Origin of the sequence: Yoonia sp., from assembly GCF_014859355.1 — a bacterium.
Lineage (GTDB): Bacteria > Pseudomonadota > Alphaproteobacteria > Rhodobacterales > Rhodobacteraceae > Yoonia.
Genome location: NZ_JACUUJ010000051.1, coordinates 1 through 16,146, shown reverse-complemented (window position 1 = coordinate 16,146; position 16,146 = coordinate 1). Strand labels below are relative to the sequence as shown.

General features: G+C 56.5%; 18 protein-coding genes. 9 read left to right on the top strand and 9 right to left on the bottom strand.

The window, feature by feature from the left end:
- The 4 genes from IBX59_RS13585 to IBX59_RS13570 form a co-directional block, all read right to left on the bottom strand.
- Positions 1–2,668 (bottom strand): ATP-binding protein (locus tag IBX59_RS13585; RefSeq protein WP_296376473.1); only part of this gene is annotated, 2,668 nt, incomplete at its 3' end.
- Positions 2,668–2,937 (bottom strand): hypothetical protein, encoded by a 270-nt coding sequence (locus tag IBX59_RS13580; protein WP_296376471.1) that lies wholly within the window; start codon positions 2,935–2,937, stop codon positions 2,668–2,670. The genes IBX59_RS13585 and IBX59_RS13580, both read right to left, overlap by 1 nt.
- Positions 2,934–3,302, bottom strand: coding sequence for a response regulator (locus IBX59_RS13575; RefSeq protein ID WP_296376469.1), 369 nt, complete (start codon positions 3,300–3,302; stop codon positions 2,934–2,936). Before IBX59_RS13575 ends, IBX59_RS13580 begins: the two co-directional genes overlap by 4 nt.
- A 98-nt stretch (positions 3,303–3,400) precedes the next feature.
- Positions 3,401–4,702 carry a helix-turn-helix transcriptional regulator gene (locus IBX59_RS13570; protein ID WP_296376467.1) on the bottom strand — a complete coding sequence of 434 codons (1,302 nt, stop codon included), beginning with the start codon at positions 4,700–4,702 and terminating at the stop codon, positions 3,401–3,403.
- Between the two features lie 220 nt (positions 4,703–4,922).
- On the opposite strand from IBX59_RS13570, the gene IBX59_RS13565 reads away from it, so the two are divergent.
- The 9 genes from IBX59_RS13565 to aat all read left to right on the top strand — a co-directional run bounded on the left by IBX59_RS13565 (position 4,923) and on the right by aat (position 13,358).
- The gene (locus IBX59_RS13565; RefSeq protein ID WP_296376465.1) at positions 4,923–6,269 is read left to right on the top strand and encodes a substrate-binding protein; all 1,347 of its coding nucleotides are present in this window, start codon (positions 4,923–4,925) and stop codon (positions 6,267–6,269) included.
- A 128-nt stretch (positions 6,270–6,397) separates the two neighbouring features.
- Positions 6,398–7,429 carry a branched-chain amino acid ABC transporter permease gene (locus IBX59_RS13560; RefSeq protein ID WP_296376462.1) on the top strand — a complete coding sequence of 344 codons (1,032 nt, stop codon included), beginning with the start codon at positions 6,398–6,400 and terminating at the stop codon, positions 7,427–7,429.
- A 3-nt stretch (positions 7,430–7,432) separates the two neighbouring features.
- Positions 7,433–8,623 (top strand): branched-chain amino acid ABC transporter permease, encoded by a 1,191-nt coding sequence (locus IBX59_RS13555; protein ID WP_296376460.1) that lies wholly within the window; start codon positions 7,433–7,435, stop codon positions 8,621–8,623.
- Positions 8,624–8,634: 11 nt separating this feature from the next.
- Positions 8,635–9,393, top strand: a complete 759-nt coding sequence (locus IBX59_RS13550) for an ABC transporter ATP-binding protein (RefSeq protein WP_296376458.1) — start codon at positions 8,635–8,637, stop codon at positions 9,391–9,393.
- A gap of 76 nt (positions 9,394–9,469) precedes the next feature.
- Positions 9,470–10,219, top strand: coding sequence for an ABC transporter ATP-binding protein (locus IBX59_RS13545; RefSeq protein WP_296376456.1), 750 nt, complete (start codon positions 9,470–9,472; stop codon positions 10,217–10,219).
- A gap of 120 nt (positions 10,220–10,339) precedes the next feature.
- Positions 10,340–10,750: a hypothetical protein gene (locus IBX59_RS13540; protein ID WP_296376454.1), complete on the top strand. Its 411-nt coding sequence runs from the start codon at positions 10,340–10,342 to the stop codon at positions 10,748–10,750.
- 110 nt (positions 10,751–10,860) lie between these two features.
- Positions 10,861–11,352: an acetyl-CoA carboxylase biotin carboxyl carrier protein gene (gene accB, locus IBX59_RS13535; RefSeq protein WP_296376452.1), complete on the top strand. Its 492-nt coding sequence runs from the start codon at positions 10,861–10,863 to the stop codon at positions 11,350–11,352.
- Positions 11,353–11,361: 9 nt separating this feature from the next.
- Positions 11,362–12,708 carry an acetyl-CoA carboxylase biotin carboxylase subunit gene (accC, locus tag IBX59_RS13530; protein WP_296376451.1) on the top strand — a complete coding sequence of 449 codons (1,347 nt, stop codon included), beginning with the start codon at positions 11,362–11,364 and terminating at the stop codon, positions 12,706–12,708.
- Positions 12,709–12,713: 5 nt separating this feature from the next.
- A complete protein-coding gene (gene aat / locus IBX59_RS13525) occupies positions 12,714–13,358 on the top strand; it encodes a leucyl/phenylalanyl-tRNA--protein transferase (protein ID WP_296376450.1) in 645 nt (214 codons plus the stop codon).
- Here aat and IBX59_RS13520 read toward each other — a convergent pair.
- The 5 genes from IBX59_RS13520 to IBX59_RS13500 all read right to left on the bottom strand — a co-directional run.
- Positions 13,322–13,684, bottom strand: a complete 363-nt coding sequence (locus tag IBX59_RS13520; RefSeq protein ID WP_296376447.1) for a DUF2155 domain-containing protein — start codon at positions 13,682–13,684, stop codon at positions 13,322–13,324. The genes aat and IBX59_RS13520 overlap by 37 nt on opposite strands.
- Positions 13,685–13,694: 10 nt before the next feature.
- Entirely contained in the window at positions 13,695–14,078 is a 384-nt protein-coding gene (locus tag IBX59_RS13515) for an NADH:ubiquinone oxidoreductase subunit NDUFA12 (RefSeq protein ID WP_296376445.1), read from the bottom strand.
- 60 nt (positions 14,079–14,138) lie between these two features.
- Positions 14,139–14,516: a RidA family protein gene (locus IBX59_RS13510; RefSeq protein WP_296376443.1), complete on the bottom strand. Its 378-nt coding sequence runs from the start codon at positions 14,514–14,516 to the stop codon at positions 14,139–14,141.
- A 10-nt stretch (positions 14,517–14,526) separates the two neighbouring features.
- Positions 14,527–15,792: an ATP-dependent Clp protease ATP-binding subunit ClpX gene (gene clpX, locus IBX59_RS13505; RefSeq protein WP_296376441.1), complete on the bottom strand. Its 1,266-nt coding sequence runs from the start codon at positions 15,790–15,792 to the stop codon at positions 14,527–14,529.
- A 125-nt stretch (positions 15,793–15,917) separates the two neighbouring features.
- Positions 15,918–16,146: ATP-dependent Clp protease proteolytic subunit (locus IBX59_RS13500; protein ID WP_296376439.1), on the bottom strand; the 229-nt coding region annotated here is incomplete at its 5' end.

Below are 16,146 nucleotides of genomic sequence, written 5' to 3'. Positions count from 1 at the left end.
AGGCTTTTGGCACGATAACACGGAATGCCGCGCCGAACTGGCCAGGCAGATAGTTGATTTCGCCCCCAAGTCTTTGCATCACCTCTCGGCAGATCGCCAACCCCAGTCCGGCCCCCCCGGCCTTGGACTGATCCGCCACGCGCGAGAATTTTTCAAAGATCAATTGTTGTTTTTCGCGCGGGATACCGCTGCCGTTGTCAATGAAATCGATTTGATAGGCGGTTTCCTTGTCGCGCACCTCGATCTTGAGAAGGGGGCGTTCGGCATCACAGTATTTCAGCGCATTCGTGATCAGATTGATAAACACCTGCGCCAGACGGTCCAGATCTGACGTGATTTCCACCGCTTCAGCCGAGATGTTACGGACAATGCGCAGCCTTTCGTCTGATTGGGTCGATGCGCCAACTGCCCGGTCAATCAAATCTTTCAGCATGCCGGTCTGGCGGTGCAGCGTGACCTGACCATGTTCCAGAACAGCCAAATCCAGCAGGTCATCCAAAAGGCGCGTCAGGCGGACTGTTTCATCATGGATGATTCCCGCATATCTGCCTTGCGCCTGTTCTGACATATCACCATCGCGCAAAATTTCGGAAAACGCCCGGATCGAGGTCATCGGCGTGCGCAACTCATGGCTGATCTGGCTTAGAAAGGCATCCTTTTGAATGGACAGGGCTGTCAGTTTTTCATTTGCGTCGCGCAGGGCGCGGGCCGTGCGTTCCTGTTCGGCTGATTTCGCTTCCAGCCGGTTGGAATATTCAAGAATCTGCGCCGCCTCATCCGCGACCGCGATCAGGTCTTCGACCGACACACCGCTGCCGCCGGTCAAGGGGCCAATCATCGCATGGGCAGTCGCCGCCCCCACAGACCCGGCCAGCTCACGCTCCAGATGCTCGACAAAATCCGGTGTCACATCAGGCAAATACCCCGATTTACCCTGCCGGACGGCCGCGCGCTGAAAAATCGCCTGCGCCTTGCTGCTGCCAATGATCCGCTGCGCCATGATCAACAGATCCTCAGCCCCCGCGGCGGTTGTCGTCCAGGCCCGGGCAGACGCCGAATGTTCAAAGACATTGACAAACTGCGCCCCCTGCAAACGCTCAACCGGCGTTGGAAAGGTCAACAAAGACCCCAGAATAAACATCAGGGTATTCAGCAGCAACGACCACGTGACGCCATGGACCAGCGGATCAATCCCCGCGATTCCAAACAGCGCCTGCGGTCGCATCCAGCTAATACCGAAGGGGCCAAGATCCGTCACGCTCTGGCTGATCACAGCGTCCATACCGAAACTGGGCAGAAACAACGTCCAGCTCCAGATCGCAAGGCCCGTGACCAGCCCCAGGGCGGCACCGATCCGGTTCGCGGCACGCCAGAAAATGCCGCCCATCATGGCAGGCAGCACCTGCACGGCCCCGGTAAACGACACCAACCCGATCGCAGCCAATGCGGTTCCACCACCGGACAGGCGGTAATAGACCAACCCCAAGGCCAGAACCCCCGCAATGGACAAACGCCGTGCGAGGATGATCATTTTGCGCACGTCCCCCGACATCACCGCCCCCTGCCCGCCGCGCAAGTTCAGCCACAAGGGCACAACGATGTGGTTAGACACCATTGTCGCCAGCGCGATCGTTGCAACGATGACCATCGACGTAGCCGATGAAAACCCGCCTAGAAACGACAGCATCGCCAAGCCGTCGCGCCCTTGGCTCAGCGGCACGGTCAAAACGAAAAGATCAGGGTTGCTGCCTGCTGGCATCAGGTCCAGCCCGACCACCGCAATGGGCACCACAAACAGGCTCATCAAAAAAAGATAGAGCGGAAACGCCCAGCTTGCGGTCTGCAAATGGCGCTCATCCGCATTTTCGACAACCAGCACCTGAAACATGCGCGGCAAACACAAGAATGCCGCGCCCGATAAAAAAATCAACGTGATCCAGCGCCCACCTGACTGGTCCCACTGCTGGATCGGCGAAGCGACAATGCGGTTCATCATCTCGGCCGGGCCACCTGCAATGCTCCACACCACAAACACACCCACCGCAAGCAAGGCCACCAGCTTGACCACGGCTTCAACGGCAATAGCCATGACAATCCCGTGGTGACGTTCGTTCGCATCCAGATTGCGCGTCCCGAACAGGACAGTGAAAACTGTCAAACCGACAGCAACCCAAAGGGCAGTTACATTCAGTTCCGCCTGCTGCCAGCCCGGGCCACCATTTTCAGCGAACACGGCGAATGACAACGTGACCGATTGCAGTTGCAAGGCGATATATGGAATGGCCGCCATGACCGCACCCAAGGTGACAATAACCCCAAGAAAGGTGGATTTGCCAAAGCGCGACGAAATCAGGTCGGCGATTGACGTAATCCGCTGGGCGCGCCCGATACGCACCAGTTTGCGCAGGATCCACCACCAGCCAATCATGACCAGCGACGGCCCCAGATAGATTGTCAAAAATTCCAGCCCCGATCGCGCTGCATAACCGACAGCACCGTAAAACGTCCATGCCGTGCAATAGATGCTGAGCGACAGGGTATAAATTGCCGATGATTCAAGCCAACGGGAATGGCCTTTTGTCGCGCGCCGTTCGGCAATGAACGCCACGCCAAAAAGGATCACGACATATGATAGCGCAACACTGATCAGAATGTTGAACGACAACATCAGTCGATTGTGCCTTCCGGTGCAACAGTATCATCAAGACGTAATCTGCGCGAAATGATCGCCGACAACACGATCAGGAACATCCAGACGGCAAAAATGTAAATGCCGGTCTTTCCCGTGCCTGACCCAGCTGCGTCGTCCCGCCACAAAAGCGGCAGTATCCACAACACCGCGCCAAGCATTGGTAAAAGGCGGGCCGCATCACGCAGGCGACGTTGCCGGTAGTTTGCCCGCTCAAGAAAAACAAGCTTGTTGGGCGCGGGACTCATGCCTCCATCAGGCTGCGGACATGATCACGCACAGCCGAATTGGAAAATGGTTTTGTCATAAAGTGGTTCGCCCCGAGCCGCAGCGCCAGTTCCCTGTCCTTTTCCTGGCCGCGCGCTGTCAACATCATGACCGGGATCCCGGCAGTTGCCGTATCGGCGCGCAAGTCACGTAACAGGTCAAACCCGCTCCGCCCGGGCAGCATGACGTCAAGAATGATCAAATCAGGCGGAAAGGCATGGACCTTGGCCATGGCGGTCTGTCCGTCCTGATGTGTGTGCACAGTCCACCCGTCACGCGACAGAATGAAACTGATCGCTTCAATGATATTCGGCTCGTCTTCGATCAGAAGGACACGTTTGCCCATCTCATCGCCTCCCCTCATCAACTGCTGCCCTGCGATAGCAAAGCGGCCTCCCTTTGCAGACTATCAGGCCTATTGCGGCAAGTGTCAAAGCCGCATTCTCAGGCATCCACCGTGACAAGCCCGACAATTGCCATTTCACGGCGTGCGTTACACTGCGCGCGCGGGCAAATCCGGCAGGATGTGCCAACAGGCACCGGCGGCACCGGGCCGAATTCGGGGTCTGGCAACACCAGCATGGTGCTTTGCAACACCGAGGCGGCCTCGAAATCCAGGGCTGCGGCCGGTTCGGCGATCGTGTAGCATAAAAAGCGCGGTGCGACCTGCCCGGGCAGCACGACTTCGGAACGGATCGGTTGGGACGGGCGACTGAACGCCGTAAAGACCGGCCAAAGCGGGCACGCCCCACCCGTGCGCGGCATCGTAAACCCCGGCACTGGTTTCAGCCGTCGGACTGTGCCCGACGCATCGCAAACCACAAGCCCCATGGGCGGATGTCCTTGATGCAACGGTAAGGTTGTCATGCGACGCAGGACTTGGGCAAATCCGACACCAAAGCGTTGCGCAATCCGCGCCGGGTCATACTGTGCCGCCTTGCAGGCGGCGGCAAAGTCATCCAGAGGCAACGTTTGCGCATCCCGGACATACCCCTCACAATAGGCGCGCAATATCGGCGTTGCCGATGCCGACAACCCGGCATCGCCGATCATGTCATCAATATCTGCCGCACCCGTTTCAAGCGCGGCAAGATGAAACCCGGTTTGAGCCAACCATGCCTCGGCTTCTTCGGTCGGCGTCAGCGGGCCGATGTTATCCGCGCTTGGCGTTTCCAGATAGGCGATCAACGCCCCGCTGTGTTCGGCCAACCGCAGACTATCGGCGTGGATATTTTCATGAAACCGGCGTTCCCAGTCTGCATCCAGTTTTTCTTGCCCCACCAGAATGGATGCCGTTGCGCGGATGGCCGTCACCGCCGAAATAACCTCGTGCAGTGCTGAGGCAAGCTGCGGATCATGCGTCATACGGTCCTGTAACGACTGAACCCGCGTCTCCAACCCGACGATACGGCGGGCCTGCGCCGCGATCAACGCGCTCCAACCGGGGTAGCGCGCGGCCAGTTCCTCAGCGCGGGCCACTTCGGCAGAGTCACCGGTCAGGGCCGCAGCGGCGCGCATCTGATCCAGAAGGTCGCTATCGGCCCCTTCTGTCAGCGTTGACGGCTCTACGCCCAGCGCCCGCGCCAGATCGCCCAAGAGTTTCCCGCCGATTCTGCGGCGATTATGTTCGATCAGGTTAAGATAAGACGGTGAAATTCCCGCAGCATCCGCCAAGGCGGCCTGCCGCATTCCCCGATCAAGCCGTTTTTCGCGAATCCGCGCGCCCGTCAGCCTCTGTGTCGGCACATGCAATTCCCCCAAAGGTTTCAACCGCTTTCTGCAAGTGCAAGAAAATGGATTTACACACTTTTACCAATATCTGTGTAATAATTGACAAAGAAGTCAAGCGCCCACAATGACTTGTTGCTGAATTTACTGTCCGTGACTGATGCTAGGGCAGCGCTGTAAAGTGCGTGCCGCCCGGTGAGGAGACATTGGACGGCAGTAATCTTTAGGGAGGATAATAATGTCCAAATCCAATTTCTCGCGCCGTGGGGTACTGAAGACCGGTGCCATCGCGGGTGCCGGACTGGCACTGCCGACGTATCTGTCGGCGGCAAGCCACAGCGGTTTTACCAATGCACCAACCGGCAGCACGGTCACATTCGGCTTTAACGTGCCACAAACCGGCCCCTATGCCGAAGAAGGTCTTGATGAACTGCGCGCGCAAGAACTTGCCGTCGAACACCTGAACGGGATCGGCGACGGCGGCATGTTGAACACCTTCTCGTCCAAGGTTCTGGACGGAACGGGTATTCTTGGCAAGAAGGTCAATTTTGTTACCGGCGACACGCAGACCAAATCTGACGTGGCACGCGCATCCGCGCAGTCGATGATCCAGAAAGACAACTGCATCATGATCAACGGCGGATCGTCTTCGGGCGTGGCTGTGGCTGTGCAGGGTCTGTGCCAAGAGGCTGGCGTGATTTTCATGGCGGGCCTCACTCACTCGAACGACACCACCGGCAAGGACAAGAAGGCAAATGGCTTCCGCCACTTCTTTAACGCTTATATGTCCGGTGCCGCGCTTGGCCCTGTGCTGCAAAAGGAATACGGCACAGACCGTCGCGCCTATCACTTGACCGCCGACTACACATGGGGTTGGACACAGCAGGAATCGATCCAGGCGTCGACCGAGGCGTTGGGCTGGGAAACAGCCCAGAACGTGCTGACGCCGGTGGGTGCGGGTGACTTTTCGTCCTATATCGCGCCTGTGCTGAACTCTGGCGCGGATACGCTGATCCTGAACCACTACGGCGGGGACATGGTGAACTCGCTGACGCAGGCTGTGCAATTTGGTCTGCGTGACCGTCAGGTCAACGGCAAGGACTTTACCATCATTGTGCCACTGTATTCGGAACTGATGGCGGCAGGTGCCGGGTCCAACATTCGGGGCGTGTTCGGTTCGATGAACTGGAACTGGCAGTTGCAGGATGAAGGCACACAGGCATTTGTGCGCTCGTTCGGCCAAAAATACGGCTTCCCGCCATCCAACGCAGCGCACACCTGCTACGTGCAGACGCTGCTTTATGCGGATGCGGTTACGCGGGCCGGGTCGTTCAACCCTTGTGCGGTCGTCGAAGCGCTGGAAGACTTCGAATTCGACGGTATGGGCAACGGGCCAACCACATATCGTGGCGCCGATCACCAATGCTTCAAGGACGTGCTGGTTATGAAGGGCGCAGAAAACCCCACCAGCCAGTATGACACACTGGAAATTGTGGAAATCACGCCGCGTGCACAGGTCGAATATGACCCCGAACACCCCATGTTCGCCGGTGGCAACTTGGGCACTTGCAACCCGGGCGCATAACGACGCACTGATCATGTGGAACAGGCGGTTACCGCCTGTTCCACCCCCTGCGCAGGTGCGCAATCTCTGACCGCAGGGTCGGAACAGAATTCCAAAAACACGCCAAAGCGGCAGCCAGGAGCGGACAGATGGACGCATTTCTTCTTCAAATTCTGAACGGTCTGGACAAGGGGGCCGCATACGCGCTGATCGCCCTTGGTCTGACCTTGATCTTCGGCACGCTGGGCGTCGTGAACTTTGCCCACGGCGCGCTGTTCATGATCGGCGCGTTTTGCGCGGTGACGTTGCAGCGCATTCTCAGCTTCAGCTTTACGACAATCGATGAAACGCGCACCGATTTTCTGGGCAACCCGCTTAAAGTGCAAACCCCCTATGTGGAATCGTGGTTCGGGCCGGAACTCGGGGCCGCTATCCAGGATTGGTCTGTGCCGTTGGCCATTTTGATGGTCATCCCGGTGATGTTCCTGTTCGGCTGGATTATGGAACGCGGATTGATCAAACATTTCTATACCCGCCCCCATGCCGACCAGATCCTTGTCACCTTTGGCCTTGCCATCGTGATTGGCGAATTGATCAAATATTTCTTTGGCGCAAACCCGATCCAGACTCCTGCCCCGCAGATGTTCCTTGGCACCATTGATGTCGGCTCTTGGCTGGGGTTCGATCGCGGTGCTGTCGCCTATCCGATGTGGCGCCTGGTGTATTTCATGTTCTCGCTGTTGATCATTGCGGCGGTCTTTGCCTTCTTGCAATTCACCACCTTCGGCATGGTTGTGCGGGCTGGCATGGCTGACCGCGAAACCGTGGGATTGCTGGGCATCGACATCGACAAACGGTTCACATTCATGTTCGGGCTGGCCGCCGCAGTCGCAGGCATGGCGGGCGTGATGTATACACCGATCCTGTCACCCCATTACAATATCGGGATGGACTTTCTGGTGCTGAGCTTTGTGGTGGTCGTTGTCGGGGGCATGGGGTCGCTGCCCGGTGCGGTGCTGGCGGGCTTTCTGCTGGGGATCCTGCAATCCTTTGCCTCGATGAACGAGGTCAAGGCGCTGATCCCCGGAATCGACCAGATCATCATTTATCTGATCGCAATTATCATTTTGCTGACCCGTCCGCGTGGCCTGATGGGCCGCAAGGGCGTGATGGAGAACTAAGACATGCTTGGACTGAACAAAAGCGATTTCAAACTTTTCCTGATCGTCTGCCTGCTGGCGCTGGCCGCACCGATTTTGCTGAACCCCTTTCCCACAGACTCTGCGCTTGGGCAAAGCTTCAACGCCGGATATCCGGCACTGATGCAGCGGTTTGTCATTTTTGGCATCCTGGTGATCGGTTTCAACATTCTGTTCGGCCTGACGGGTTATCTGTCGTTCGGACACGCCGCCTTTCTGGGGGTGGGGTCATATGCAGCAGTCTGGATGTTCAAACTGCTCAGCTATAACGTGGTTCCGGCAATCCTTTTGTCGGTGGTCGTGGCGGGGGTTTTCTCGGTTGTGATCGGTTACGTTTCACTTCGGCGGTCGGGGATCTATTTCTCGATCCTGACGCTGGCCTTTGCTCAGATGTCGTATCAGCTGGCATATTCGGTGCTGACCCCCATCACCAACGGCGAAACCGGCTTGCAGGTTTATAACAATGATCCGCAAATCCTGATGCGTGCTGGCGACCCAACCGTGCCACACCTGTTTGGCTGGCGGATGAACGACAAAACGGAACTGTCCATGGGGGGCTGGAACTTTGTTTTCGAAAACGGCTATTACCTCGCCGCTATTTTCATGATCATTTCGTTCTACCTCGCAATCCGCATTTTCCGCTCGCCCTTCGGGATGATGCTGCGGGCAATCAAATCCAACCAGACCCGCATGAGCTATACCGGCCTGAACACCAAACCCTACATGCTGGCGGCGTTTGTCATCTCGGGGATGTATGCAGGGCTGGCCGGGGGACTGTTGGCTGCAATGGACCCGCTAACCGGAGCCGAACGGATGTTCTGGACAGCATCAGGCGAGATCGTCGTGATGGCTATTCTGGGCGGTGTTGGCACGCTGATCGGGCCTGTTCTGGGCGCGGGGTTGATCAAATATCTCGAAAACATCGTCTCGAAGATCAACGACAGTATCCTGCATAGCTGGTTTGCCTTCATGCCGGATTGGCTCGACAATCTGTTGGTCGGCATCATTCACCCGTTCATCGGCAAAGGCTGGCACCTGACGCTGGGTCTGTTGTTCATGGCTGTGGTGATCTTTCTGCCCGGTGGCCTTGTGCAGGGCGGCCAAAAGATTGGCGCACTATTCAATCGCAAGAAAAAAAGTGATGCCGCAGATGGCGCCACGAAACCAGCCGAATAAGGAAAGACACCATGGGTATCCTTGAAGTCAAAGGCGTCAACAAGCGGTTCGGCGGTTTGCAGGCGCTGGGTAATGTGAACCTGAGCGTGGCCGAAAACACCGTTCACGCCATTATCGGGCCAAATGGCGCCGGCAAATCCACCTTGCTGAACGTGCTGGTGGGCAAACTGATCCCTGACAGCGGGTCAGTGATGTTTGACGGCCAATCCGTTCTGGGCCGCAAGCCACACGAGATCAACCAGATGGGCATCAGCCGAGTGTTTCAGACACCTGAAATTTTCAGTGATCTGACGGTTTTTGAAAATGTGATGATCCCCTGTTTTGCCAAACGTGACGGGGCGTTTCGGATGCACGCGCTTGAAAGCGTGTTTCACGAAAAAGACATCAAAGCCCAAGCCGAGGCGATGCTAGCCGATGTGAACATGCTTGAGAAAAGCCATATGGTGGCATCCAGCTTGTCGCGCGGCGACAAGCGGCGGCTGGAAATGGCGATGTGTCTGGTGCAAGATCCAAAACTTTTGCTGCTGGACGAACCGACCGCCGGAATGGCGCGGGCTGACACCGAAAACACCATTGCACTGCTAAAGGAAATCCGCACCAAGCGCGGCATCACCATGGCAATCATCGAACACGACATGAACGTGGTGTTCTCATTGGCGGAACGGATCACGGTTCTGGCCCAAGGCACGCCTTTGGTCGAAGATACCCCTGAGAATATCAAAGGGCACCCCAAGGTCCGCGAAGCCTATCTGGGCGAAGCGCAGGTTTAACCCATGCCAATTTTAACTAAAATTGGCTGCACCGATCGTTTTTCATCCAAATGATCACGTCGGCAGGAGAAATGAAATGAACGCCCCTTTTAACAAAAACGCCAATAATGCTGCCACGCACCCCGCTTTTCTGAGCGTCTGGGAGGTCGAGGCTTATTACGGCGAAAGCTATATCGTCCAGAATGTCAGCTTTAACATCCACGAAGGCGAAATCCTTGCTTTGCTGGGGCGCAACGGGGCGGGAAAGACATCGACCCTGCGCACCATCGCCCGCATGGATGACCCTGCGCTGCATCATGGGGAAATCTGGTTGGATCACCAACCGTTACACCAGATGAAAAGCCATCAGGCCGCAGCCGCAGGCATTGCACTTGTGCCAGAAGACCGGCGGATCATTCCCGGCCTGACAGTCGAAGAAAACCTGCAACTGGCCCAGATCGCCCCCCCGATCGGCTGGGCGCTGGACCGCATCTATGAATTGTTCCCCCGCTTGGGCGAGCGTCGCAAGCAGGAAGGCGTGACGCTGTCAGGTGGCGAACAGCAGATGCTGGCCATTGCGCGCGCACTTGCACGCGACATCAAGGTGTTGCTGCTTGATGAACCCTACGAAGGGCTAGCGCCGGTCATTGTGCAGGAAATTGCCAAGACGCTGAACATCATCCGCGATCAAGGCATCACGACAGTGATCGTGGAGCAAAACGCAATTGCGGCGCTGAAACTGGCTGACCGTGCCGTTATTCTGGACACGGGAACCGTGGTGTTTGACGGATCTGCCTCCGAAGTGCTGGAAAACGATAAATTACGTGCCGAATACTTGGCCATTTGATGTGCGTATCCCGCCATTTAATTTAACTTGGCGGGATTTTTCTCGAGAACGTTAATTATTTGGTAAGGCAGGCCAAGACATGTTGATCAGGCAAATGATCCACATTTGAGAGCAACGGCCATGGATACATCATTGAACATTGCTGCAAAAGGGATTGCCGCGGTTGCATCTGTCGCCGAACCAGTCAAGCTGATCGAAACAACGCTGCCCGTCGTCATAGGCGCCGCCGCCAGCGTAATTTTGCCGGCCGACAAGATATTCATCGCACAGGTTGTGACCGCGCGGCTATCAGGCACTGAATTTCCCGAAAACCCCGGTGAAATTGCACCGGCGGATCGGACCCTCAAACCCTATGACGTTCCAATGCTGCCTTTTGACAAACCGTCAACAGATCATGTCTCGGGTCCCTCTACCGCCGCCGCGCCAGCGATAGCATCCGCCTCAATGCCTGCTGACACATATGGAAAAACGGGCGCAGCTCTACCATCACAGCCAGCTGGCGTCACCGGACGCGACGACAGATTTTTTTAAGGCGTCTGCCGCTTTCCACCTTCGCAGCCTTGCCCTATAAGAGAGGGCGGATTGCGTGACGTGGCGTCACGGAACTGCCACGACTTCAGGGGCAACGGGCCGAGGATAAGATGAGCAATAAAACCTCTCACGAAAGCGATGTAAGCTTCATTCAAGCACTGGCAGAGCTGCTGCGCGAAAATGATCTGACCGAATTGCAGGTGAAACGAGACTATGGTGAAAACGATAGCCTGAATGTCCGGGTCAGCCGCCAGACGCAAACGATCATCCAAAGCAGCGCCCAGGCACCCGCACCGGCCTTGGCTGCACCTTCCGCGGCGTCACCTGCGTCGCCTGCGTCGCAGAACAACACAGACCCGGCACGCCACCCCGGTGCCGTGACATCGCCTATGGTCGGCACGATCTACCTGGCCCCTGAACCGGGCGCGGCCCCTTTTGTCAGTATTGGCACCTCTGTCAAAGAAGGCGACACCTTGCTGATCATCGAAGCGATGAAAACGATGAACCATATTCCGGCCCCCAAGGCCGGCACGATAAAGCGCATTCTGGTCGAAGACGGCGGGCCCGTCGAATTTGGCGCCCCCCTTGTAATTATCGAATAAGGCTGACCCATGTTCGATAAAATCCTGATTGCGAACCGTGGCGAAATCGCCCTGCGTGTTGTCCGTGCCTGCCGCGAAATGGGCGTCAAATCTGTTGCTGTGCATTCCACCGCCGACAGCGACGCCATGCATGTGCGCATGGCGGACGAGGCGATTTGTATCGGCCCCCCTGCATCTGCGCAAAGCTATCTGTCGTTTCCGGCGATCATCTCGGCTTGCGAAATTACAGGTGCCCAGGCAATCCATCCTGGTTACGGGTTTTTGTCGGAAAACGCCGCATTTGTGCAGGCGGTTGAAGACCATGGCCTGACATTCATTGGCCCCACCGCCGAACACATCCGCATCATGGGGGACAAAATCACCGCCAAAGACACGATGAAAGCCTTGGGCGTGCCCTGTGTGCCCGGATCCGCTGGGGGTGTGCCAACCTTGGCCGATGCGCAACGTGTCGGTTCCGAAATCGGCTATCCCGTCATCATCAAGGCCACAGCCGGCGGCGGTGGCCGCGGTATGAAGGTGGCGCAAACTGCCGCCGATATGGAAAAGGCGTTCCATTCCGCCCGATCAGAGGCGAAAGCTGCCTTTGGTAACGACGAAGTCTATATCGAGAAATACCTCACCACGCCGCGCCACATTGAAATTCAGGTCTTTGGCGATGGTAAGGGCAACGCGGTGCATCTGGGTGAACGCGATTGTTCCTTGCAACGCCGCCACCAGAAGGTATTTGAAGAGGCACCCGGCCCTGTCATCACGCAAGAATTGCGCGACCGGATCGGCAAGGTCTGCGCCGATGCTATCGCCAAGATCAACTATATTGGCGCGGGGACCATCGAATTTCTGTTTGAAAACGATGAATTCTATTTCATCGAGATGAACACACGTTTGCAGGTGGAACATCCTGTAACCGAAGCGATTTTTGGTGTTGATCTGGTGCGCGAACAGCTGCGCGTTGCCTCTGGCCTGCCGATGTCATTCACGCAGGATGATCTGAAAATTAACGGACACGCGATCGAGGTGCGGATCAACGCGGAAAAATTACCAAATTTTTCCCCCTGCCCCGGCACAATCACACAGTACCACGCCCCTGGCGGTCTCGGTGTGCGGATGGACAGCGCGCTTTATGATGGCTATCGCATCCCGCCCTACTACGACAGCCTGATCGGCAAGCTGATCGTGCATGGCCGTGACCGACCCGAGGCGCTGGCCCGATTGGACCGCGCCTTGGGCGAACTGATTGTCGATGGCGTCGATACCACGATCCCTTTGTTCCATGCCCTTTTGGCCGAACCAGCCGTTCAGACAGGTGATTACAACATTCACTGGCTGGAACATTGGCTGGACCAAAACCTTGGCTAGGCGCGATGCGGCATGAACCACCGCCGCTGACCCCCGACCTGCTGTTACAGGCTTATGGGGTCGGTGTGTTTCCAATGTCCGAAGGACGGACCAACCCAGAGGTATTTTGGGTTGATCCCCGTATGCGGGGCGTTTTTCCTTTGGCGCAATTCCGCATTTCCCGCAGCCTCGCCCGGACGTTACGGCGCGGGCATTTTATGGTGACGGTTGATCGCGCCTTTGACAACGTTGTGCACGGATGCGCCGACCGCGACGAAACATGGATAAACACCACGATCTTTGGGCTTTATCAGGCGCTTTTCACCCGCGGCGATGCCCACTCGGTCGAGGTTTGGGAAAATGGCAAGCTTGTCGGTGGTGTCTTTGGTGTGGTGATCGGAGCCGCATTTTTTGGCGAAAGCATGTTCAGCCGTCAAACAGATGCATCAAAGGTCGCGTTGGCCTATCTGGTTGACATTCTGCGTCGGGGCCAATTCCAGCTTTTTGATACGCAGTTCATTACTCCACATCTGGCCAGTTTGGGCGCAATCGAAATACCGCGTGAAACCTATCGCAAACATCTCGCGCAAGCGACCAGCGCACAGGGATATTTCACAACGCAGGTTCCCTCTGCTCAGGACGTCATACAGCGCAAGGCCCAAACATCATAGCGTGGATGATCAACAGCATTGAGTGCAGGCGATGACGCCAACATCCAACCTTCGAAAATCGGCGCGGTCAGATTCCGGTAATACACCGTAACAGCGGCATATGCTTCACCAGACGGGTTTGTCGCCGGATAGCGGCAGTCATTCAGCGTTATGCGTAAATACCCTTGCGTCGCAGTCTCTCCAAAACTCAAGGATACGTCGGTTGCCAAGCCTGTCAGCTTGTCAAGAACCCGCAGCACAGCGCCCGAACCAGTCAACACCTCTTGCGCGGCAGCAGGCCCAGAAAGCAAGGCGGCGCAAAGGGCCAAAATGGCTTTGAATGGCATATGCAGTCTCTTATTCAGGCGTCCACGCCTCATAATCGGTGCGCTCGACCGGGGCAGATTTACGGATGGACCCAGCGGGCGCGTAGGCCGCCATGCTGCCAGTAAGGTTTTCTTGATGGGGCTTTTGCCATGGTTTGTGGGTCAAATTCGCCTCGGTTGGGGGTTGGTCCCATGTCCGATGCAACCAGCCGTGCCAATCAGGGCTGACGCGCGACGCTTCGTTTTCACCATTATAGATCACCCAACGGCGGCTATCGTCGGCATTGCGGTAATAGATATTGCCCTGCGCATCTTCACCCACCCGCGTGCCATTGCGGCTGGTCCAAAGCTGGGTGCCAAAAGATTGACCGTCCCACCAGGTAAAGATGCGTTTGATATTATGACCAAAGCCCATTTCGCGTCTCCGATTGTGTGCCCCTGTCTTGCACCAAAGGCGCGCAAAGGTCCAGTGGTGTCAGGCGGGAACCCGCGCGGTGACCTCTATCTCGATCAGCATTTCGGGGTTTTGCAAGCCTGCGCTGACCATCGTGGCCGCGGGTCGTGCCGCAGCAAAGGCCGCAGACACCACCGGCCAGCAATCGGGCCATTGATCTGCATCAGGCACGATATAATTTACACGCACCACATGATCCAACCCGCTACCTGCATCCTGCAACGCCCTGTCGATGGTTGCCAGCGCATTGCGGCACTTATCTGCGATGCTGTCAGGGATGGCCATTGTGGCATAATCGTAACCGGTTGTGCCCGCCACAAAAACCCAGCCATCCACCACAACAGCCCTGCTATAGCCGATCTGCGTCTCGAATGATGAACCCGTTGTTATATGGCGCACGACCAAGAGTTTAGCTGGCCGTCGCAGTTTCTTTTTTCTTGGTCTCATTGTGAATCATGAGAGGTGAAACGTCAGAAGTCACAGCTTCTTCGTTCACAACCACCTCTGTCACAGTGTCCATACCAGGCAGTTCAAACATGGTATCCAAAAGAATGTCTTCCATGATGGACCGCAGACCGCGCGCGCCCGTCTTACGGGCAATGGCCCGTTTTGCAATCGCAGCAAGCGCATCATCTGTAAATGTCAGCTTGGTATCTTCCAGTTCGAACAGACGCTGGTATTGCTTGACCAGCGCGTTCTTTGGCTGGGTCAAAATGATGATCAGCGCGTCTTCGTCCAGATCGGTCAGCGTGGCGATCACTGGCAGACGCCCGACAAATTCAGGAATCAAACCAAATTTCAGCAAATCCTCAGGCTCGAGATCCTGAAACACTTCACCAATGCCACGTTCGTCGTTCGCCTTGACATCGGCGCCAAAGCCCATGCCAGACCCTTTGCTACGCTGGCCGATGATTTTCTCAAGCCCGGCAAAAGCCCCGCCACAGATGAACAGGATATTTGTCGTGTCCACTTGCAGGAATTCCTGCTGCGGATGCTTGCGCCCCCCCTGCGGCGGCACCGATGCAACGGTGCCTTCCATGATCTTCAACAGCGCCTGCTGCACGCCTTCACCTGAAACATCGCGCGTGATACTGGGATTGTCGGACTTGCGCGTGATTTTGTCGACCTCGTCAATGTAAACGATGCCGCGCTGCGCGCGTTCCACATTATATTCCGACGCCTGAAGCAGTTTGAGGATGATGTTTTCCACATCTTCACCGACATAACCGGCCTCGGTCAGGGTGGTGGCATCGGCCATGGTAAAGGGCACATCCAGAATGCGCGCCAGTGTCTGCGCCAAAAGCGTCTTGCCGCATCCCGTTGGCCCGATCAGCATGATATTGGATTTCGCCAGTTCGACATCGGACTTTTCAGAATTGTTAAGGCGCTTGTAGTGATTATGTACAGCAACCGACAGCACCCGCTTTGCGTGCATCTGGCCGATGACATAATCATCCAGAACCTGACAGATTTCGCGCGGCGTCGGCACGCCATCGCCGGATTTGAGGCTGGAAGATTTGGTTTCTTCGCGAATGATATCCATGCAAAGTTCGACGCATTCATCACAGATAAACACGGTCGGCCCGGCGATAAGCTTGCGAACCTCGTGCTGGCTTTTCCCACAAAAACTGCAGTAAAGCGTGTTCTTGCTATCATTTCCGGTTGTCGTCGCCATCTCAAACCTCTTGGCCGGTTGGCCGTTCTCATGTGTTTCGCGCCAATTCTCGCAACAACACTAGGACAGCACGCCCCGGTCTACAATGTCAAAATGACCTGCAAGCCGGGGTCTTCATAATCTGGTTACTCGTCAGATTTTTCGCGGTTCTGGACGATTTCGTCGATATGGCCCCATTCCATCGCTTCCTCGGGTGTCATCCACTTGTCACGGTCAAGGGCCTGCTGAACCGTCTCATAATTCTGGCCGGTGTGGCGCATATAAAGACGGTAGAATCGTTCGCGCGTCTGTTCGATGTGGCGCGACTGGATCAGGATATCGGCCGCAGTCCCCTGGCTGCCTCCAGATGGCTGG

Excerpts from the sequence above, each read along its gene's own strand:
- IBX59_RS13580 (WP_296376471.1), bottom strand. The coding sequence starts at position 2,937 with ATGAGTCCCGCGCCCAACAAGCTTGTTTTTCTTGAGCGGGCAAACTAC.
- IBX59_RS13575 (WP_296376469.1), bottom strand. The coding sequence starts at position 3,302 with ATGGGCAAACGTGTCCTTCTGATCGAAGACGAGCCGAATATCATTGAA.
- IBX59_RS13565 (WP_296376465.1), top strand. The coding sequence starts at position 4,923 with ATGTCCAAATCCAATTTCTCGCGCCGTGGGGTACTGAAGACCGGTGCC.
- IBX59_RS13560 (WP_296376462.1), top strand. The coding sequence starts at position 6,398 with ATGGACGCATTTCTTCTTCAAATTCTGAACGGTCTGGACAAGGGGGCC.
- IBX59_RS13555 (WP_296376460.1), top strand. The coding sequence starts at position 7,433 with ATGCTTGGACTGAACAAAAGCGATTTCAAACTTTTCCTGATCGTCTGC.
- IBX59_RS13550 (WP_296376458.1), top strand. The coding sequence starts at position 8,635 with ATGGGTATCCTTGAAGTCAAAGGCGTCAACAAGCGGTTCGGCGGTTTG.
- IBX59_RS13545 (WP_296376456.1), top strand. The coding sequence starts at position 9,470 with ATGAACGCCCCTTTTAACAAAAACGCCAATAATGCTGCCACGCACCCC.
- IBX59_RS13540 (WP_296376454.1), top strand. The coding sequence starts at position 10,340 with ATGGATACATCATTGAACATTGCTGCAAAAGGGATTGCCGCGGTTGCA.
- accB (WP_296376452.1), top strand. The coding sequence starts at position 10,861 with ATGAGCAATAAAACCTCTCACGAAAGCGATGTAAGCTTCATTCAAGCA.
- accC (WP_296376451.1), top strand. The coding sequence starts at position 11,362 with ATGTTCGATAAAATCCTGATTGCGAACCGTGGCGAAATCGCCCTGCGT.
- aat (WP_296376450.1), top strand. The coding sequence starts at position 12,714 with ATGCGGCATGAACCACCGCCGCTGACCCCCGACCTGCTGTTACAGGCT.
- IBX59_RS13520 (WP_296376447.1), bottom strand. The coding sequence starts at position 13,684 with ATGCCATTCAAAGCCATTTTGGCCCTTTGCGCCGCCTTGCTTTCTGGG.
- IBX59_RS13515 (WP_296376445.1), bottom strand. The coding sequence starts at position 14,078 with ATGGGCTTTGGTCATAATATCAAACGCATCTTTACCTGGTGGGACGGT.
- clpX (WP_296376441.1), bottom strand. The coding sequence starts at position 15,792 with ATGGCGACGACAACCGGAAATGATAGCAAGAACACGCTTTACTGCAGT.